At 58.1% G+C, this 16,917-nt stretch carries 15 protein-coding genes; 9 read left to right on the top strand and 6 right to left on the bottom strand.

Going from position 1 to position 16,917, the window contains the following annotated elements; translation table 11 throughout:
• Positions 1-141: 141 nt before the first annotated feature.
• Positions 142-4,851: a cytochrome P450 gene (locus tag AC0L3K_RS19255; RefSeq protein ID WP_473366626.1), complete on the bottom strand. Its 4,710-nt coding sequence runs from the start codon at positions 4,849-4,851 to the stop codon at positions 142-144.
• 48 nt (positions 4,852-4,899) lie between these two features.
• A complete protein-coding gene (locus tag AC0L3K_RS19250) occupies positions 4,900-6,555 on the bottom strand; it encodes a hypothetical protein (RefSeq protein ID WP_473366625.1) in 1,656 nt (551 codons plus the stop codon).
• A 310-nt stretch (positions 6,556-6,865) separates the two neighbouring features.
• Between AC0L3K_RS19250 and AC0L3K_RS19245 the strand changes: the two genes are divergently transcribed.
• The 8 genes from AC0L3K_RS19245 to AC0L3K_RS19210 all read left to right on the top strand — a co-directional run bounded on the left by AC0L3K_RS19245 (position 6,866) and on the right by AC0L3K_RS19210 (position 14,453).
• A complete protein-coding gene (locus AC0L3K_RS19245) occupies positions 6,866-8,344 on the top strand; it encodes a hypothetical protein (protein ID WP_473366624.1) in 1,479 nt (492 codons plus the stop codon).
• A 3-nt stretch (positions 8,345-8,347) separates the two neighbouring features.
• Positions 8,348-8,884, top strand: a complete 537-nt coding sequence (locus tag AC0L3K_RS19240; RefSeq protein ID WP_473366623.1) for a hypothetical protein — start codon at positions 8,348-8,350, stop codon at positions 8,882-8,884.
• Between the two features lie 24 nt (positions 8,885-8,908).
• Positions 8,909-9,475 (top strand): hypothetical protein, encoded by a 567-nt coding sequence (locus tag AC0L3K_RS19235; protein ID WP_473366622.1) that lies wholly within the window; start codon positions 8,909-8,911, stop codon positions 9,473-9,475.
• A gap of 12 nt (positions 9,476-9,487) precedes the next feature.
• On the top strand, positions 9,488-11,563 hold the full coding sequence (locus AC0L3K_RS19230) for a hypothetical protein (RefSeq protein ID WP_473366621.1): 2,076 nt from the start codon (positions 9,488-9,490) through the stop codon (positions 11,561-11,563).
• A gap of 802 nt (positions 11,564-12,365) precedes the next feature.
• Positions 12,366-12,872 (top strand): hypothetical protein, encoded by a 507-nt coding sequence (locus AC0L3K_RS19225; RefSeq protein WP_473366620.1) that lies wholly within the window; start codon positions 12,366-12,368, stop codon positions 12,870-12,872.
• A gap of 47 nt (positions 12,873-12,919) precedes the next feature.
• On the top strand, positions 12,920-13,771 hold the full coding sequence (locus AC0L3K_RS19220) for a hypothetical protein (protein ID WP_473366619.1): 852 nt from the start codon (positions 12,920-12,922) through the stop codon (positions 13,769-13,771).
• Positions 13,772-13,773: 2 nt separating this feature from the next.
• Positions 13,774-14,112, top strand: coding sequence for a KTSC domain-containing protein (locus tag AC0L3K_RS19215; RefSeq protein ID WP_473366618.1), 339 nt, complete (start codon positions 13,774-13,776; stop codon positions 14,110-14,112).
• Between the two features lie 122 nt (positions 14,113-14,234).
• Positions 14,235-14,453 (top strand): hypothetical protein, encoded by a 219-nt coding sequence (locus AC0L3K_RS19210; RefSeq protein ID WP_473366617.1) that lies wholly within the window; start codon positions 14,235-14,237, stop codon positions 14,451-14,453.
• Here the strand turns inward: AC0L3K_RS19210 and AC0L3K_RS19205 are convergent.
• From AC0L3K_RS19205 to AC0L3K_RS19190, 4 genes are all read right to left on the bottom strand, one after another.
• Positions 14,422-14,544: a hypothetical protein gene (locus AC0L3K_RS19205; RefSeq protein ID WP_473366616.1), complete on the bottom strand. Its 123-nt coding sequence runs from the start codon at positions 14,542-14,544 to the stop codon at positions 14,422-14,424. The two genes, AC0L3K_RS19210 and AC0L3K_RS19205, sit on opposite strands and share 32 nt — an antisense overlap.
• 823 nt (positions 14,545-15,367) lie before the next feature.
• Positions 15,368-15,685 carry a hypothetical protein gene (locus tag AC0L3K_RS19200; RefSeq protein WP_473366615.1) on the bottom strand — a complete coding sequence of 106 codons (318 nt, stop codon included), beginning with the start codon at positions 15,683-15,685 and terminating at the stop codon, positions 15,368-15,370.
• On the bottom strand, positions 15,682-16,356 hold the full coding sequence (locus AC0L3K_RS19195; protein WP_473366614.1) for a hypothetical protein: 675 nt from the start codon (positions 16,354-16,356) through the stop codon (positions 15,682-15,684). Before AC0L3K_RS19195 ends, AC0L3K_RS19200 begins: the two co-directional genes overlap by 4 nt.
• Positions 16,357-16,434: 78 nt before the next feature.
• Positions 16,435-16,533, bottom strand: a complete 99-nt coding sequence (locus AC0L3K_RS19190; RefSeq protein WP_473366714.1) for an HNH endonuclease — start codon at positions 16,531-16,533, stop codon at positions 16,435-16,437.
• On the opposite strand from AC0L3K_RS19190, the gene AC0L3K_RS19185 reads away from it, so the two are divergent.
• Entirely contained in the window at positions 16,489-16,869 is a 381-nt protein-coding gene (locus tag AC0L3K_RS19185) for a hypothetical protein (RefSeq protein WP_473366723.1), read from the top strand. The two genes, AC0L3K_RS19190 and AC0L3K_RS19185, sit on opposite strands and share 45 nt — an antisense overlap.
• Positions 16,870-16,917 lie beyond the last annotated feature (48 nt).

Here is a 16,917-nt window from a genome sequence, read left to right as displayed (position 1 = left end):
CCCGAGTACTTGAGCATCGGTCAAACTCAGCAGGTTCAAATCGCCGGACGCAACAGACGCTCCCGTAAACTTGTCCTCTTTTCCCCTCCACCAGCATTGCAGCGGTCCCAAGACGGCCGTACCACCACCGACCGCGCGTTTCTAATGCCCTCGTTTCGCGCCCGTCAGGTCAGCAAGGTGCTTGAGGGCAGAGCGGCTGGGCAGGAAAAAATATCCTCCGGCCCGCACCGCAACAAAATTTTGCAAGTCACCGAGCCGAACCGGGCCGGAGATCGTCGGAATGGTGAACGAACTATTTTTCGAATGCCAGGCTACGAGCGGGTCAGGCTCGTCTCTCAATCCGTGGAACGAGGTCGAATTCACCCAGGTCTGCTGGACGAACTCGAATTGACGATCGAGATCCGCACATAGGCAGGTAAACAGCAGTCCCTTCTCGACCTTGTCGTCGGCCGGCTTAGGTCGATAATTGTAAGTTCTTCCGCGCCTCAACAATCGATGACGGTTTGTGATCGCCTGCTGAGAAGAATCGTCGGGCTGCATGCTGTCGCGGGGATTGGCCCGTCGGATATGCGCACCAAACGGACAGCTCAGCCCCTGGGGATCATCCATCCCGTAGTTGAAATCATTGTAGGACATTTCCGAGTTCCTCGGGCCAAAGGGACCCATGCTGGACTCCGGGCGTTCGACCAGCGGCGTCCCGTTCGGCCATCGCCCCATCATTTTCGCAGCGATCCATTCGGCGGTCACGGGAGTGCCCGTGGCCTCGTCAAGACTTGGGTAGTACGCGTCGACTTGCTGGACCGTTTGATCGAGGAACGTCTTGAACTTTTCGACATCCTGCTCGAGTTGCCGAATGACGAGGAAGCTTCCATTGCGGCCGAAATCACGCGCTGCTGTGTTGGCTCCCTCGAACGAAGGGAAGCGGCTCGGAATCTCCTGCAGAACGACAGGAAGACGATTGCCCGGATCGGATTCTGCACGAACCGAGGCAGTCGGTGGATAGTAACCCTGATTGTTTCGATAACCGAGGATGAACTCGCCGGGCTCTAGGATGTCGCGGATCGGCGGACGTATCAAGAATCGCTTAGTTCCCCGGATCACCGGCTGGGAAATGCCGTCGCGGAAGCCAAAATGCTCGAACTTGAGCAGATTTCGCTTTTTTTGTGCGTCGCTCATTCCCTGTCCGGCATCGCCGTGAGCAGGCCTGACATGCCCTTTATAGCCGTCGTTCTCATCGCCGTCGACCGTTTCAATGGTGGCGTTGCCCTCGCTGTAGACGACTCGCTCCCTCAGCGGCTCGGTGACGATCGAATGGAGCAGCGCATGGTCGCGGCCGCCCAGCCTCGCGAGATGGCAGTCCAAGATCCGGTCACATTGCTCCCGATCGTTGCCATAGATGAGCAGGACGGCATCAGCCGCTTTCGCCCGATCATCGCTCGCTCCTTGGCCAGCGATCTCGGCATCTCGCCAATGCCAGCGTGCCGATGGTGAGACTTCATCGTCGCCGAGGCTGCGCCCGCGGTTGGTCATGCCCATGTTGAACGTCGCGGGGAATGTCGCCAGACCATCCTGTTTGTCCGGCCCGCTCAAACCAAGCCTGGCAAGGCCTTGCGCAGTGAAGGCGACGAACACGGCGCTGCGGGCCGGCTCAGTATTGGCCGGGAAAGCGTGGTCGCCAAACGTGATTGCGCCAATTTGGGGAGCGAGTTCTTCACCGAATGGTTCCGGCACAAGACTGTCGAGCCAATCGGCGCGAGCCGCACGACCATTCTCGTCGTCACCGGGAAGCCTAATCAGCGCATAATTCACGCAGTAAAGGTGCCTCTGCGCGCTAAAGACGAGCGACTGGACCTCGCTGCTTTCGATCGCATAGTCGGGTCGCGGGATCGAGCCAAAGCAATCCAGCCAAGCTCGCGCCTTCTCTTCGGTCATCGCGCGGGCGAGCCCGTCCCGGATTAGCGCGTTGTTACGAATCTGATCAGTGGTGAGTTTCGGAAACCGGCTGTACCAGAACGGTGCGAGCACCTGCTGTCGCCGTACCCAACGCTTGAAGCGATCGCCGTCCTGTGCGCCACCATAGATCAGGAACTTCGTACGCGGGAATCCGATTCCGTTGCTCCACGCGGCGGTCTGACCCTTCTGGGCTTTCATGATGAAGTCTTCGAGATAGCTTTCCCAGCTGCCGTCATAGTTGGCCTGAAAAATCAATTTTTCCCGGCCCGGTAGGCGGAACCACTTTGCATAGTGGATGGTGCCCATGTCGAGCACGAAGCCCGGACGGAACCAGTGCAGCACCATCTGCTTGATGACCCACAGTGACAGCGCCAGAGTCACCCGCCTGAACCAGCCGCGTTTCAGCTCGGTCACGGCCATGAAATGATTGTGGACGAAGCCAGGCGGGTCTTCCACCCGAGCAACCGCGCGAATTGCATGCAGGGGCGGATCCCTATCGTCGGGAACGTCTTTGAGGTCGTGATAGTAGAGCAGACCAATAAAGCCCGCGACGATCAGACCGATCAGCAGGGCGCTGGCAGCGATGCTGCCCGTCGTCGCGAGCAACACCCTGCCGGGCAGGCCGAACCAGGTCGGACCGACCGCCCAGAATATCGCTGCCCACAGCGCTGCACCGACCACGCCCAAGCCAAGGGCAAACCACCAGAACGTCGGCGACCAGGCGAACGCGACCACTGCGTCGTTCTTGGTGCGCGGCTTATAGTCCGAGATCATCAACCGCTTGCGGCTCGGCACGATCAGATAGTCGGCCAGCTCAGTTCCCGGCAGCGTCTCCAGCGGATTGCGGAAGTTGGTGGCACGAGCGCTCATAAACTCGGGGTACCGAACGAAGTTGCGGATATAGGTCAAGGCCACCATCGCGAGACTGCCGTATCGGGCGTGGTCCGACATCGACGCGTCCAGAGCCGCCTTTGAGAACGCGGCCAGCTTGTCCTGCATGTCGATGTCCGCGACCGAGAATTCGGAGGTACCCGCGAAATTCAGTCCTATCGTTCCCCATGGACGGGTTTGCAGGTCGCGCGAGTAGTGGTTGAGCACCGCTTCCAGCGTCTCGTCGGCGCGTGGCATCTCCTCTTTAAATTTTGTGTTGTTCCTGAAGATCGCCTCCAGGTATCCGCCCGCAGTTGTGTCGGCTTTGACCACGGACGCAATGGCGGCTGCCTGCGATCCGTCGACGTTCAACTCGAGCAGCAGTGTCGGCAACGGGGACGTGGCATCGCCGGCCTCGATCAGCGAAAGCGATGCGAAATGAACGATGTTGGTGGCATCGAGCTCCTGACGCAGATCGCGACCGGCGGAAGCGCCTCCGCTGCTACCAGCGGGGTTGCCGAGTGCGCTGATCCGCGACTCGATGTCGGCCCGCGGCGCATTGCCCGTCAACGGGGCGCAGATCGTCAGCATCGTCTGCATGCCGAGCGACACGGCGGGATCGAAATCCATATCTAGCCAGCGCGGGAATGGTCCTACCCATTTGATGCCGCCCCACCAGCCCCAGCTGGACCTGCGGCGCCGCAGGTCCTTCTGCGACAGCAAGACCATGAAAAGCTCGGTGATCTGCTCGATCGCAAGATATTTGCCGAGGCATTCATGGATGCCGATGCCGAACAGCAGGTCGGTCGACGACGCCTTGCGATCCGCGTCGAACCCGCCGGGAGACGTGATCTCGCGGCCGTCGCGCAGCGCCGACATCGTCGAGAGGACCACCGTCTTGCCCTCCGAAATCGTGCGGCGAAACCGTCCCGCACCCGCCTCGCCCTGCAGCCTCGCATATCGCCACTGCCCGGGCGCGAGCGCCGGGTTGAGGCGCGCCGCTTCAAGCAGAATCGACCGCAACTTCTCTCGCTCCGGACGTTCCAGCTTGGCAGCCTGCTGATCGGCCGCTTCGTCCGCGTTGCGGGCCACGTGCGCCCTCTCCTTGGCCTCGCGCATCGAGCCGGGCCGGCGCAGCAGCTCCTGCAGGATCTTGCCGGCAGCAAGCGTGTTGGTCGGAATGAACCCGGTGATCAAGCCCACCAGGATGGCGCGAATCCTTGCGTCGGTAACGGCGGCGGGATCCTTCTCCTGAACGCGCAGCAGCCTGCCGAGAACGGTATTGGAAATATCGGCATCCCTGGTCCGCCGGTCCCTTATCGCTTTAATGGAATTATCGATGACATTGCGGACGCGTGCGGCACCGTTGAGGGCCAGCCGGCGGGTGGCTGGGACACCGGTTGGATCCGCGAACAGCAGGGCCGAGACTGACATCGTCCATTCGGCGAACGCGTCGGGATCCTCGACCGTCAGTCCGAAATATTCAATGCAAGTTTCGGTCGCGATCCTCGTAATGTAGTCCTTCATCACGTCGATGCGGCCGCCGGAAGAGCGGATCAGCGCCTTGGCAAACCGGTTGGTGAGCAAGGCGATCCGCTCGGGATCGCTCCTGTCGACGACGGCCGGCAGCAGCTTATCGTCCTCCCAGCCTAGGACGGTCTTGATGAGCTGCCGCTGTTCATCGTGGCGGCCCCCCTCGAGACCAAGGACGAAGTTCTCTCCGCCGGCAAGCTTTTGCATCTCCCGGCCGAACGGCACCTCGAATGTGTCAGGATCCGCCAATATCCTCCGAACATCTTCGGCGCGCGTGATGATGACGTAGGGGCCGATTGTGGCAACGGGCCAGAACGTGCGAAGCAGGAAAAGCGCCGGTGGAAGCACGACTCCGATTAGCCAGACCTTGAAACGGTGCGACCAGGTGTCCGCACCGATCTCATCGAGATTGAAGGGCGGAAAGCGAAGGCCCTCCTCCTTAGGATCCTCAGCCTGCGCCTGCTCGATGGCGGCGTAATATTTCGACTTCAACATCGGTCCCCTGACGAATTTTTGAGAATAAATGAACGAATATGACGTAATTCATGCGTTTGCGTCCTGATCGTCGTTCGTCAGCCAGTCAGCCGGGCTGCCGGGAACGCGCTTCAGGCCTTCGACAAAATGATCATTCCAGCTGCGATCCACAAACGGCAGCCAATCGACGTAGTGACGTGAAAATTTCGGTTTGACGCGCAACAGCTCCGTCAATGAATCGCGGGCGGCATCCAGTTCGCCCGCCCTCGACATCGCATTAATCCGAATCATGTGCGCGTACCAGTAAGCCGGACGACGGGCGATCGCATGGTGCGCGTGCTCGATCGCCTCGCTCCAGCGGCCGAGCAGCGTGAAGGACAGCGCGAGTTCCGCAAGCGTGTAGAAATCGTGAAGATCGTTGGAGTTCAGCCGTAATGCTGCATGAAGGTGCGGCAAAGCCTGCTCTGGCTCGGCAGAAAGGTTGAAGCTTCCGCCCAGGTGCGCGCGTGCGAGCGCGAGGCTCGGGTTCAGCCCGATCGCGCGCTGCAGCAGCTCTCGCGCTGCGATCGGATGCCGCAGCCACATATCGGCGATTCCGGCCAGCATGTAGCCCCGGCCATCGTCGCGGTCGGAATAGATCGCCTCCTGCGCCAGCTTCCTCATCTGCAGGATACGCTCTTCGGACTGGCGCTCGGCCCAGATGGACCAGCCCATTGCAAACGTCGCCTGGATAAGGGCTTCTGAAGAATGCGGATCGAGCTCGCGGGCTTCGGCAAACAGCTTCTGCGCCATATCGGAATCGGCACGCGTCAGCCGGTTGAGGTGCCAGCGCCCGCGCCAGATTAGTTCGCTGACCGAAAGGTTGTCATGCCGCTTGCTCCGGGTGCGGACCTGTTCGGCATGATCAATGCGGGTTTCCAGATGCGCCACCAGTTCGGTCACGAACTGACCGAACGAGTCCATCGAGAGCAGTGACTTGAGCTCGAAACGCTGGGTCCAGACCGTATGCCCGGTGGAAGCGTCGACAAGGCTGGCGGCGATCAGATACGCATCACGGTCGCGGCGGACACGACCTTCCAGAAGATATCTCGCGCCCAGGCTCTTGCTGACGAGCTTTCGATCGGCACCTTCCGGGAACGAAAAGCTGGAATTGCGCGCGATCACCGGCAGCCAGCGGACGCGCGACAGGCGATCGATCAACTCCTCGCTGATGCCCTCGGCCAGATAATCATATTGCGCATCGCCGGTCGTGTTGAGGAACGGCATCACGGCAAGCGCCGCGCTGCCTTCGAACCCGATGGGCGGCTGCGAAGTGTCGACGATGTGGGCGGGCAGTTGCGCGGCCGCGCGAGGCCCGTCCGTGCGGAGATTTGCCGCAGAGTCCGTCTCGCGCCGGTCGCGTGCCGCGCGCGCCAGCCCGCTCCTTTGCTCCCGCAGCCAATCCTCGAAACCGTCCTCGCCGGCGATATCGATACCTTCGAGGAATTCGCTGGTCACGGCTTTCGCTGGTTCGCGCCAGACATCGACGTCGATCAGGTCGAGGCGGAGCCTGACCCGGTCGCGCTCGCAGATCAGAAGCTCGTCGGAGTCGCTGTTCAGGCGCTTGCGCAGGTTCGACAATTCGCGCCGCAGGCTACCGCGGCCTTCAGTGTGCTGACGCTTGCCCCACAACTTGTCCTGCAGCCAGCTGCGCGTGCGTTCGCCGTCCCTGGCCATGGCGAGCATTGCCACCACCGCAACCCCCTTCTTGCTGGGGATTTCTATGCGCTCGCCTTCTGGTCTCAACAGCCGGAAGGGTCCCAAGAGCCCCAGCGAAAACCTCTTAGCCGCACCCATCATTGCCGAATTCGTCCTCGCGCCCAAGGCGATGATACCAGTTTTCACACCTCAATCACGCTTTTTTCACGAAGCAGGAACCCTTTGTTCGCGAATTGCGGACGGGGGGAGACGAACAGTAGGCCCAACTGCAGCGTGTCTCGCGTCAACCGGCGATCGGCCGCGGTTATCGACCCAATGGTGCATAAGGGGTAGTCACATGGATATTACGGCCGCAGAATCCACGATGAAGAATGTTTTGGATCTTTATTACAGTTGGTTGATTGCGATGATCGGACCGAAAGGGACCGACAAGATCGCCCTGATGAGCACGATCACGACGCACGACGTGATCGCCGAAGCCCCGCTGTACACCAACTTCACGTTTAGGCAGTTCGCAGATCGCACGATCTCGATTTCGCCGGAGGATTTCGGACCCGGCAACACCAACGACCGGTTTTCCCGTCTTTACAAACGAGTTGTTGAAACCGCGGCAAGCGACCTGTACGCGAATGCCTCGTTGAGTTCCGAACAGCAAAGCAGGATTGACAAGTACACCGGAGACATCACGGAAGCAGTGACAGAGATCAAGAACGTCCGCACGGCCAGTCTGAAGGAGTGGACGGAATACTGGAAGAGTGCCGGCCTGAAGCCAGACACGCCCCAGTGGGTTCTTGAGCAGGCGAAATTCTATCAGCCCTACATTTCGCTTATCAAGGATCAGCGCGACAAGATTGTCCAGGCGCAGTCAAAAAAGCGGGCAATCTGGCTTTCGGTGTTCAAGGACGACAAGCCCGCCCAGCAATTGGCCGACGTCTTTGAAAGGACGATCGCAGAGGACAATCAGCAGGCGCTGCCTTCCGACATCAATGTCGAAACCAAGTATAACATTGACCCGATCAATATCGGGGCGGCGGCAGACTCCGGAATTTACGCCTTCGAGAAAGAGCTCGGCATGCTGCCAAGCGGAACGTTGACGAAGATGCTGAACATGAAGGGTGAGCGAGGTGAGAAATTCCTGAGAGACGTCCAGGAAACTCATAATCACGATTCTGAATGGCACGCCAGCGCAAGCGGTCGCTGGGGCTTGTGGCACGCCGGCGGCAACGCACAGCAGGAGGAACATTTCCGTCAAAGCCTGCAGAATCTGGAAAGCATCGAAATCAGCTGCGACTACATGGGCGATTATTGGGTCAACAGGCGCGACTGGTTCAGCTCCACCATCCTGACAAACAAGTATGTCGCGCCAATGCTGAAGAATGACCCGCAAACTGCCGCCCGATTGGCAATGTGCATCTCGTCGATGGTCATCGTCCGTGGTCTGAAGGTCAAATACTATTTCAAGAGCGTGAATGACACCACCGTCTGGTCGTCCTACTCCTATAGCGGCGGCGGTGGTTACGGTGCGTTCGGCATCGATTTCGGTAGCGTGTCGGGTGGATCGTCCGGCAACAAATATGATCACACGATTGACACCAATGAGAAGTCAGTCACATTCTTCGACGGACCCGACGTTTGCCGCTTGCTGGCATTGCGGGTTTCGACATTGCTTCCGGTGTCTCCGGAGCGCCTTGCCCTCACGAGCCAATATCTCGAAGACACCCCGGTTGGCCAGGCGGTGCTGGCTGCCTGGAAAGATGGTACAGCGATTTACGGCGAAATGCCCGCTGCAATCCAGGCACAGCTGGAGCTGAAGTAGCCCATGCGCCTGGCCGGGAAACTCTCCGCGGTGACGGCGATGCTGTGGCTTGCGTCGGGGACCGCGCAAGCCATGCAATGTCCGAACGCAAACCTGAACCCCTTTGGTTGGGTCAGCAACTGCGGTTGCTCATCACCGCGGCCTAGGCCGCCACCGCCGCCGCCGACAACGGGCGTCACCTATCCAATCTGCTTCTACGATGTCGAACTGGGCGCTGTTGAAGCCGCGAAAGCCGCGTGGCCGGGATACGCCAAAAAGCTAGAAGCGGTGTTGTTGGGGCGCGTGCAGAATAAGAAGAAGGTCACGATCTTGAGTTCGCGGTCGGCCGTTGCCTGGACCACGACCTACGCGCATCGGCAGCTGGCCAAGGTCTGGCCGGAGATCGCTTGCGTCGGGCGATCGGGAGGGGGAGCCACCGAGGAGCAGCGAAAGCGGTGCGTAAAATTCGTCGCGATGACGCTGAAGTCACGATTGGACAAGGGGCCTGTACCAGGCGAAGCGGAAGAGCCAGTTTGTCAGACCTTCCTCGGCGTGCAGTAACCGAAGCCGAAATGCAGGAGTGATATGGTGAACGGACTGGCTGGCGGAATAGTTGCGGGTGTTGTCGCGTTGCTGGTGTTCGCGTCGAAGCCGACCGGCGCGCTCGCTTACAACGACGACATGCTGGGCCCCGGCACCAAGGTTGCCGGCGCGCCGTTCGTTACGGCAGTGCTGCTGGAGCGATCGCCGACCGTACTGAACTCCCTGCTGTCCACGGAAGAAAGCAGAGCCGCCAGCATGGAATTTGCCGGTGCAGACTCGGTCAAGGCTTTAGTTTTAGCCAAGGAGAAGGACGCGAATGTACGACTCGCCGTCGGATTTTTCGTGGCTCCTTTCGTAAGTGCGACCGGGATACGCGCGCTGGAGCCTCTGCTGAAGAATGCTCCATCGGCGGGAGCTCACGCGACGTTCTTCCACGCGCTCGATGTCCTCGTTAGCACCGGACTGCTGGTTGGCGGAAGTAACGCGGTGGCGGAGATTATTGACGTCACGTTTGGCGGTGTTTTCGAGCCATCCATCGCGTGGCTTGAGGCCATCCGCCAAAAGTCGCGGCCTCGAGCGCAGATCTATCACTCGACCTCCGTGACGTAAGGGAAGACCACCATGCACGCTCGTATTGTACCCACCGCGGTAATCGCGTTCGCTTGCTCGGTCATCGGAGCTTATGGCCAGAGCTCATCTGCCGGAGCACCCCGGGAAGCAGCTCCCACTATCGATCAGCTGCTTGCGCGCGTGCCTGACGAAGTGAGGTGGCAGGCCCTTGCGCCGGATCTACAGGCAGGGTTTGTACAACGCGCGTCAGCGCTTCTCGCCCACGACCGGCAATCGTGGGGTACTTCCGGATTGCAGCAGAAAGAAAATTTGCTGCTTTCCGGCGCCACGTCCGCGATGACCGAGAACATCGATCGCGTTCTCAGTATCACCTACGCCTCCGAGCTGCCCGATGGGTTCAGGATGTCGCGTGATGTCGCGAACGCCGATCTCAAGCGCCAGCTGATCAGGATCTATCTGGCGATCACGGAGGGGCGCGGATTCATGCTGAACAATCATCCCGAGTTCATGGCGTGGGACGGGATGCCGGTAAAGGATCTGTCTCTCATCGATCACGAGAACTTCAAGGCAATGTCCCTGTGGTATCGGCAGATCGACGATGGCTTGCGACGAATACCGGACAGCAATCTCTCTCTCCTGGAACAAGCCTTGCGCGCGAAGTCCTATTTTTCGACGAGGGCGGGAAAATATTTCGACAAACCTGCCGTCGCGGTCAACGGTTCTATTAACTTTTCAAACCTGTATTCCCGCCCGGTCGAGCAACGTCCGTTCCCGGATGACACCGCTTTGCTCGATGCCTACAACGCCTCGATGTTCGCGGAATTCCGCGAAGTCAACGTCGGTACACTGGATTCGTTTATCTATGATTACGAAAGCGAGTTCAACGCTGCGTGGCTGAAGAAGCAGGGAATGTCGGAAGTCCTTGCCAACAACGTCCTCAAACTGGCGAGGCTTTACCGCTCCCGCGTCCAGGAGTTGCCCGAGAAAGGCAAGCGCTGCACTATCTTCTCGCCTGCCGAGCGGAGCGCTTATTGGGATGCCTTTACGGGGCGGCAAATTTCCAACGCCGACGGCGTTGAGACAATGCAGTCCTATGCAGGACTGTATCAAAGCGTTGCCGCGCAGCGGCTCGCCGCCATGAGGGGCGTCGCACGCGCAAGCTTAGAGCGATTGTTTCCCGACGGCTCGCCCATGCTTTCGCTCAAGCAGAGAAAGCAAATCGCGGACAAATTAAAACAGGAGGTGCGGCCGGCGGCGATAATGGATACACTGCTTGCCGCCCTTGACGAGGTCACGGGCAATCCGTCTGCTTCGATGAAGGTCAAGGAGGTCATTGCGCAGCAACCGACTGTCGGTGGCGGCTACTCACACGGTCAAACCGTAAGGAACGAGGACAGAGCACAAATTATCGACATGTGGAACAAGATACGCGCGTTCATCAAGCGTGAATACAGCGGCTATCGCGTGGACATTGCGGCGCTGATTCCGTCGGAGCCGACGATCGTGACGATCGGGCAGCTTCAGTTTACTATCGGTGGCCAGGTCAACCTGGCGTTGGAGACGAAGTGGAATCTTGCTAGCTTCACCTCGACCCTCATGCACGAGATCAAGCACGCGATCGACCAGAATTCACATGCCGCGGTGGAAGGCGCCGCCTGGGAGGGCGCCGCTACGTCGATTGAACGTCAGGTCTGGCCGATTTTCATCGAAGAAGCCATGGCGAGCCAGGCCGCGCTTTTGCCCGTTGCAAGGTTGATGACCGAGATCGACAACGTTCGCTTCACCGCCACCACCGACGCAACGCTCAAGATCTTCCTGCGCGAGAGTTGCAGCGACGATGAGTTGGACACGATCGCATATGCCGAGAACATTGTCCGGGGTTACGGTTACGGTGACCCCGCGGTGTTGCGGCTGAGGTCACGCCGCGCACATTCGAACTCGCAATATCTGCAGTATGACTATGGTCTGGCGATGTACACCGAACTTCTGTCCTTTCTACAGAGCGGCATAGGCCCGACGCCTCGCGTGGACGCCTACCTCTTGCAGGCGTGCGGGATGCCCAATCCGAAGAAGCTCCCTTCTAGCGTGGACAATTTAAGGGCATGTATCCGCGATCGGAAATCTTAGAATTCACTTCGCCGGGCATCCTCGTGAAGAGCGCTATTCCCGCGTCATACCTTGTCAAAGATCAGCGATCCGATTCCCGGTTGCCTAGTTTTACTGTCAGTTGGTCACTGGTAAGGTTTGCGACCAAAGCTTATCAGTCCGCATCCGAACATCTGAGCATTTGCTTATCAATCACTCCTATCAAGACCTCACATGCCTCTCGATAAGGGTGCTTCAGTAGGCGCGCGCGAAGTCACCCGCCTGCTTGCCCTTGCGGTCTGGCTTGAGGGGGTCCCGCGCCGTTATCCTCGGGCTTGGCCTCGTCTGGGGCGGAAGCGAATTGACTCCTTGTGGGTTACGATTCTTGAAGTTCTGGTAGCGTTTGTGAGTTTGGTGATTTGTAGGCGTCCGACATCCCCGGTGCGTGCCGCCAAAGCGGAGATGCCGGGGATTCATCAAGCCCCAATTGGCGACGTGCATTTTTGCTTTTGACGTATACATCCGGTTGACTCATCCTTTCTTCTGCGAATGAAAAGATATGACTGTGCATCAAGAACATTGGCCCTACTACCCTATCGAACATGCATCGGCCCCGAAGCTCGCTACGGCTATCGCACGCCGCATCACCGTGTCCGCTGTTTTTCTTCTCGCTCTTCAGTGCGGTGTAGATGCCCTGTCCTGCTGGGCGGCGGACTGGCTAATTTAAAGGCCCCAAGGGCGAAGAACCGGTCGAACAGCCCACGGTTGAAGACGCGATACCCTACTAGCGGAACGCCCCAGCTTTTGTATGCTGGGGCGTTTCTAATCGAGATGGGTGGGATACGTGCTCTACTATTTTCTGCATGTTGTCGTAGCATTGATTATCGTCGCGCTTCTGGCAGCGAGCGTGATAGTTATAAGGCAGTTCGATCCGGCAAAATTTGGAGACCATATAGCGCGAACTCTAGTGGGTATTGGTATCGCTATAGGTACCGTTTTTGCTGCCGTGATGCTGTTCAACCTGCAGCTCGACGAACGTGACCGCCAAGAGTTAAAGCAACAGCGCTTGATATTCACCACGTTCTTGCGCTCGAAGATCATGGAAGCGCAGACCGCTATTAAATCCAAACGGGTTATCTATGAACTCAATGACGCGCTTTTAGCTAACCAACTTTTCGTCCGATGCGATAAAGACAACGACTTCTGCGAAATCGAGGCGACCTCGCAAGATGCTGCGGGTCGGCATCTGCAATATTTCCTCGCAAACGGAATAAGCATCGAATACGTCTTACCCGCCAATCGTGCTGATGTCTCGGGGTTAATGCGATCCACCCCGCGTGTCCAGGAATAGTACACGCATTGGTACAGCCCCTTCGGGGGCTTTTGATTAGGTGATTTATGGTTCAGAAGCGCTGCCTTTACCTGTCGACGCTTGGCGTTGGAGATAGCCCTCCAAACGATGGCGCTGAGGTGGTCTTCGAGACGCTCGTAGCTCCAGTTATGCGGATCGACTTCACCGATTTCGAGGTTGTTCGTTACCAACTCGAACAGACTCGCGGGACAATAAGTGAGAGGGTCTTGGAAGAAGTCATCTCCGCTGATTTGGTGATCGCCGACCTTACCGACCTCAGCTTGAACGGGTTCTATGAGCTGGGAGTGCGCCACGCCACGCAGCTCCCAACCGTACTGATGGCCCAAGCTGGCCACCCGCTGCCGTTCGACCATCACGAGTTTCGCTTTGTCGTGTACCAGTACGGGTACCGAGACGACGAAATGGAGCAAAGGACGCGTGAAGAGCTGATCAACGCTATCAGGGACGTTCTCCAAAAGCCTCACACCATCCCGGGTGTGAAGGTTCCTGCCCAGAAAAGGTCACCGCGCGAGACGCGCCGTGAATTGGCTGCGCGGATACACGAATCAGCGGATGCATTGCAGTCCTTGCGAATAAATTCGGCCAGCGACGTTGTGGCCTCTCTCCAAAAGATCGCCAATGACCTTGACTCTATCGAGGACGAAAAGACCCAGCCTGCCATCAGAGAAGCCGGCGAGAGAGTTCTCAAGGTCCTGGCGCGAGTCGCGGATCAACTCGCAACGGTAAAGGGCGCTAGGATAATCGTTGCCGGTATCATCTCTCTGGTACTCGGAGGTGCAGGCTTTCCAGCCATAACTGTGTACGGGCTGACGCTCGCGTTCTGGCAGGGTCCGGAGATATTCGCAAAGGCTATCGAAGCTCTGACCAAGAGAAAGTAATCATGCGCTATTTGCCCCTCATTTTCCTTTTGCTGAGCGCCACCTGGGCCGATGCTGAGACCGTCGATGTGAAGTACCGCGGCCCGGTCGATCTCAAACCCTTCGCCTGCCAGGACATCACCCGGAGCAGTGTCGTGAACCGGCTCTGCTACGACGCTTCAAACCAATACGCCATCGTCCAGCTGAAAACGCCCTACTACCACTACTGCGAAATGCCTAAGGCGATAGTGGATTCTTGGCTGGCAGCAGATTCCATGGGGCGATATTACAATGCCAACATCAAGGGCTCGGGTAAGGACGGGCCCTACGACTGCCGGACACACAAGGTGCCGGCGTACTGAGGCTTCAAATGAATGGTTGGCAACGGATCGGCGTCCTTCTCTCAGTCCTCTGGATTTTGGGCGGAGGGTTTTATCAGCGAAGCTCCGACATGCAGCGGGCTGGTGATATGGGAGGCTTCGCCATGCGCACCTGCATCGAGACGCAGAAGCTGAAGGGCTCCTACGACTTCTCGCGCTGCAGCGACGAGTTCGACAAGACGTTCCGCGTGTTCGCCGATCCCAGTTGGGGGGACGTGGCCATAGTGGCTTTTGTCCCTGTCCCGATCGCCTGGCTGCTGGTCTATATCGTGGTCTGGCTGACACGCTGGATCAGGCGCGGGTTCGCCGGGCAATCGCGATAACGACCACGATCAGGACCGCAGCCCCGATCGCCCAGACACCATCGGCGCTGATGCTTGCACCCCAGAGGTTGACCAGAAGTTTGTCCGACATGGCACAGTTCTCCCTAAAAACCTGAAGACCTGTGTTTCCGGGGGACAAAGATTCATACCAACCCGGCCTGACAAGCGCGAGGGTATTTCAAAATTATTTTAGACGGTCGAGAACCCGCCTCAGCCACTCCGCCCTCCTCGGCGCCAGAACAGCCCCGTAACCAGTCGGGGCTTTTCAATACAGCAGCCTCGGCACCAACAGTACGGCCAGGACAATCACGATTGCCGCCCCGATCCCCATCCACCCCTTGGCATCGACGTTAACCCCAGGGCCTTTGAACTTCAGGTGGTGGTCAGACATCACAGAACTCCGTTCGATTGCCTTCAACACGAATTTAAAGCAAACCGACGCAGAGAGATCTGAAATCGACCGAAAACCATGGGTTTCTTACGGGATTTGGCGCCTTCGTTCTACACCCCGAACATAGATCTCTCGTACTCCGACATCCCCTCAGCCAACACTCTTCCCAGAACGCGACTAAACCAGCTTTCACGCTTCTGGTTCATGCCTACCGTCATCCATGGTCCAGGAGTTATTTCCAGCGCCCGCCATTGGTCCCTGACCAGCTTTGCATGTGTGACACCGTGTCTGATTTCAAACCTGTCGTGGTCGGCGTCGTATTCGAGGTGCGCGCTCTTGGATAATCCGACCGCGAAGAAGTGGTGGGCTTTTAGCGCCCCACCAGTTTCCCAGAATGCAACGCCCCGAGGGTGGGAGCGCTCAACGGCGCGGAGTTTGGGATAGATCGGACACGGGACCCACTTGTCGCGCAGATGGGCGCCGAGCTGGTCGAAGTATCGGTTCTCAGCGGCGCTTGGCTTGCTCACCAGTTGTTCAGGCGTCGCAACAGCCAGCGCTTGATGATGTGCTTTAAGCGCTCTCGTTTGGTCGTGGCCTCATTCCAATACGACTTCATGAGGAACACTTCGCCCTGCAAGCTTACGAGCTTGTCGAAGTAGAATGTTTCTTTGCCAATTTGAACGGGCCTATTCATGACCGCAGAGTTCTCAATCTCGAAGCGTCGGCCCGACAATTCGCTTATCAGCTGCCGAAGAGCCAATTTCGCTGGCGTCTCCAAACAATCCCCGTTGCGCTTACGAAACCTCCAGAGAGCGTGCTGTGTGGCGTAGATCGTTATCAAGCATTTTGCTTTCCTTGGTTCATCATCTCGTAAATTTCCAACTCTGACTTGTCGGGGGGTTTCCTCAACAGTGTCATGTATTCCCTGCGCTTGTCGGCATCGACCCTTTCGGCGTCTGTTGTTTCCCGCACCTGGATTTCACCCTTGCCGAGCGGTGTTGGCTTTTGGAACGTCCCCTCACGCCGGCACCAGTTGCGCCACGTTGCTTCCCAATCGGCTTTGATTCCCTTTGACTCAGGTGCGGCCTTCCAGTGGTCGCGGAAAACATCGAAGACGGCATTGCAACGGTCAGGCGACCACGTGAATTGTTCCTGCGCCCACTTGAACCAGCCAAGGTCAAGATGCCTGTTCTTTTCCAAGAAGGCTTCGAGAGACTGAGCGCGCCCTCTCTTTTCAGTCTTTATCTTTTCAGGTTTACTACTACGGGCGGGTTCTCCGCTGCGGTCCGACCGCGACGGCTCGGCCGCGACGGAAAATCCGCCACGGTTGAGCATCAGCTCGTATTCGTAGGGTTTGAATATCCCGCCTGGGCCTTGCCCGCCTCCCGAACGAACGACCCAACCAGCAGCAGTCAGTTCGGCCATAGCGCTACGAACGGCATCCTTGCCGTCGTTGCTTTCGCGCATAAGGCAATCGTTATAGAAAATCCAACCGTCAGGCTTGGAGAACATGATGCAGTAGAGACCCTGGTCAGCCCTTTGTCGCGCAACAGGTCGTTGGGTATTGCTGTGAAGTCAGCCGAGGGGCGCTTAAGCTTGTTCACTACTATCGCCTTTCGCGCTGTTACAGCTCCAGCATAGCGCTTGATAATTATCGAATGCGCACTCTCCACCTTGGCTAAACGGGATGACGTGATCTACGCAGAGCCGATCGGTGGATTGGCAACGTACGCACCGATAATTGCTTTTGGCGAACACTCGCAACGCCATCTCTCTGCTGACCTTCTTTCGCTTGCGCTCATATGGCCGAGGCGGATTGAACTGCAGGTAGTCGCCGCTGTGACGACCATGCCAAATCGCATGGAGCTTTTCGATACACTTCCCGCAAAATCCGAGAATCTGATACTCAAACCGCCCATCACCGTGTTGCGGGTGAGGCTTTGGGAACCTCTCTTTGCAAAACGTGCAAGATTTTCTATCCCGAACATCATGCGTCTCCATGAACTCTTTGAGACCAGGCGGTAGATGCGACCATTTTGTCCAAGCCATTGGAATCATCCCTTCGCTGAGATT

Source organism: Bradyrhizobium sp. MI1.10, assembly GCF_055811035.1.
Note: the sequence above shows the minus strand (reverse complement) of the source record. Positions and strands in the feature narration are given on the sequence as shown.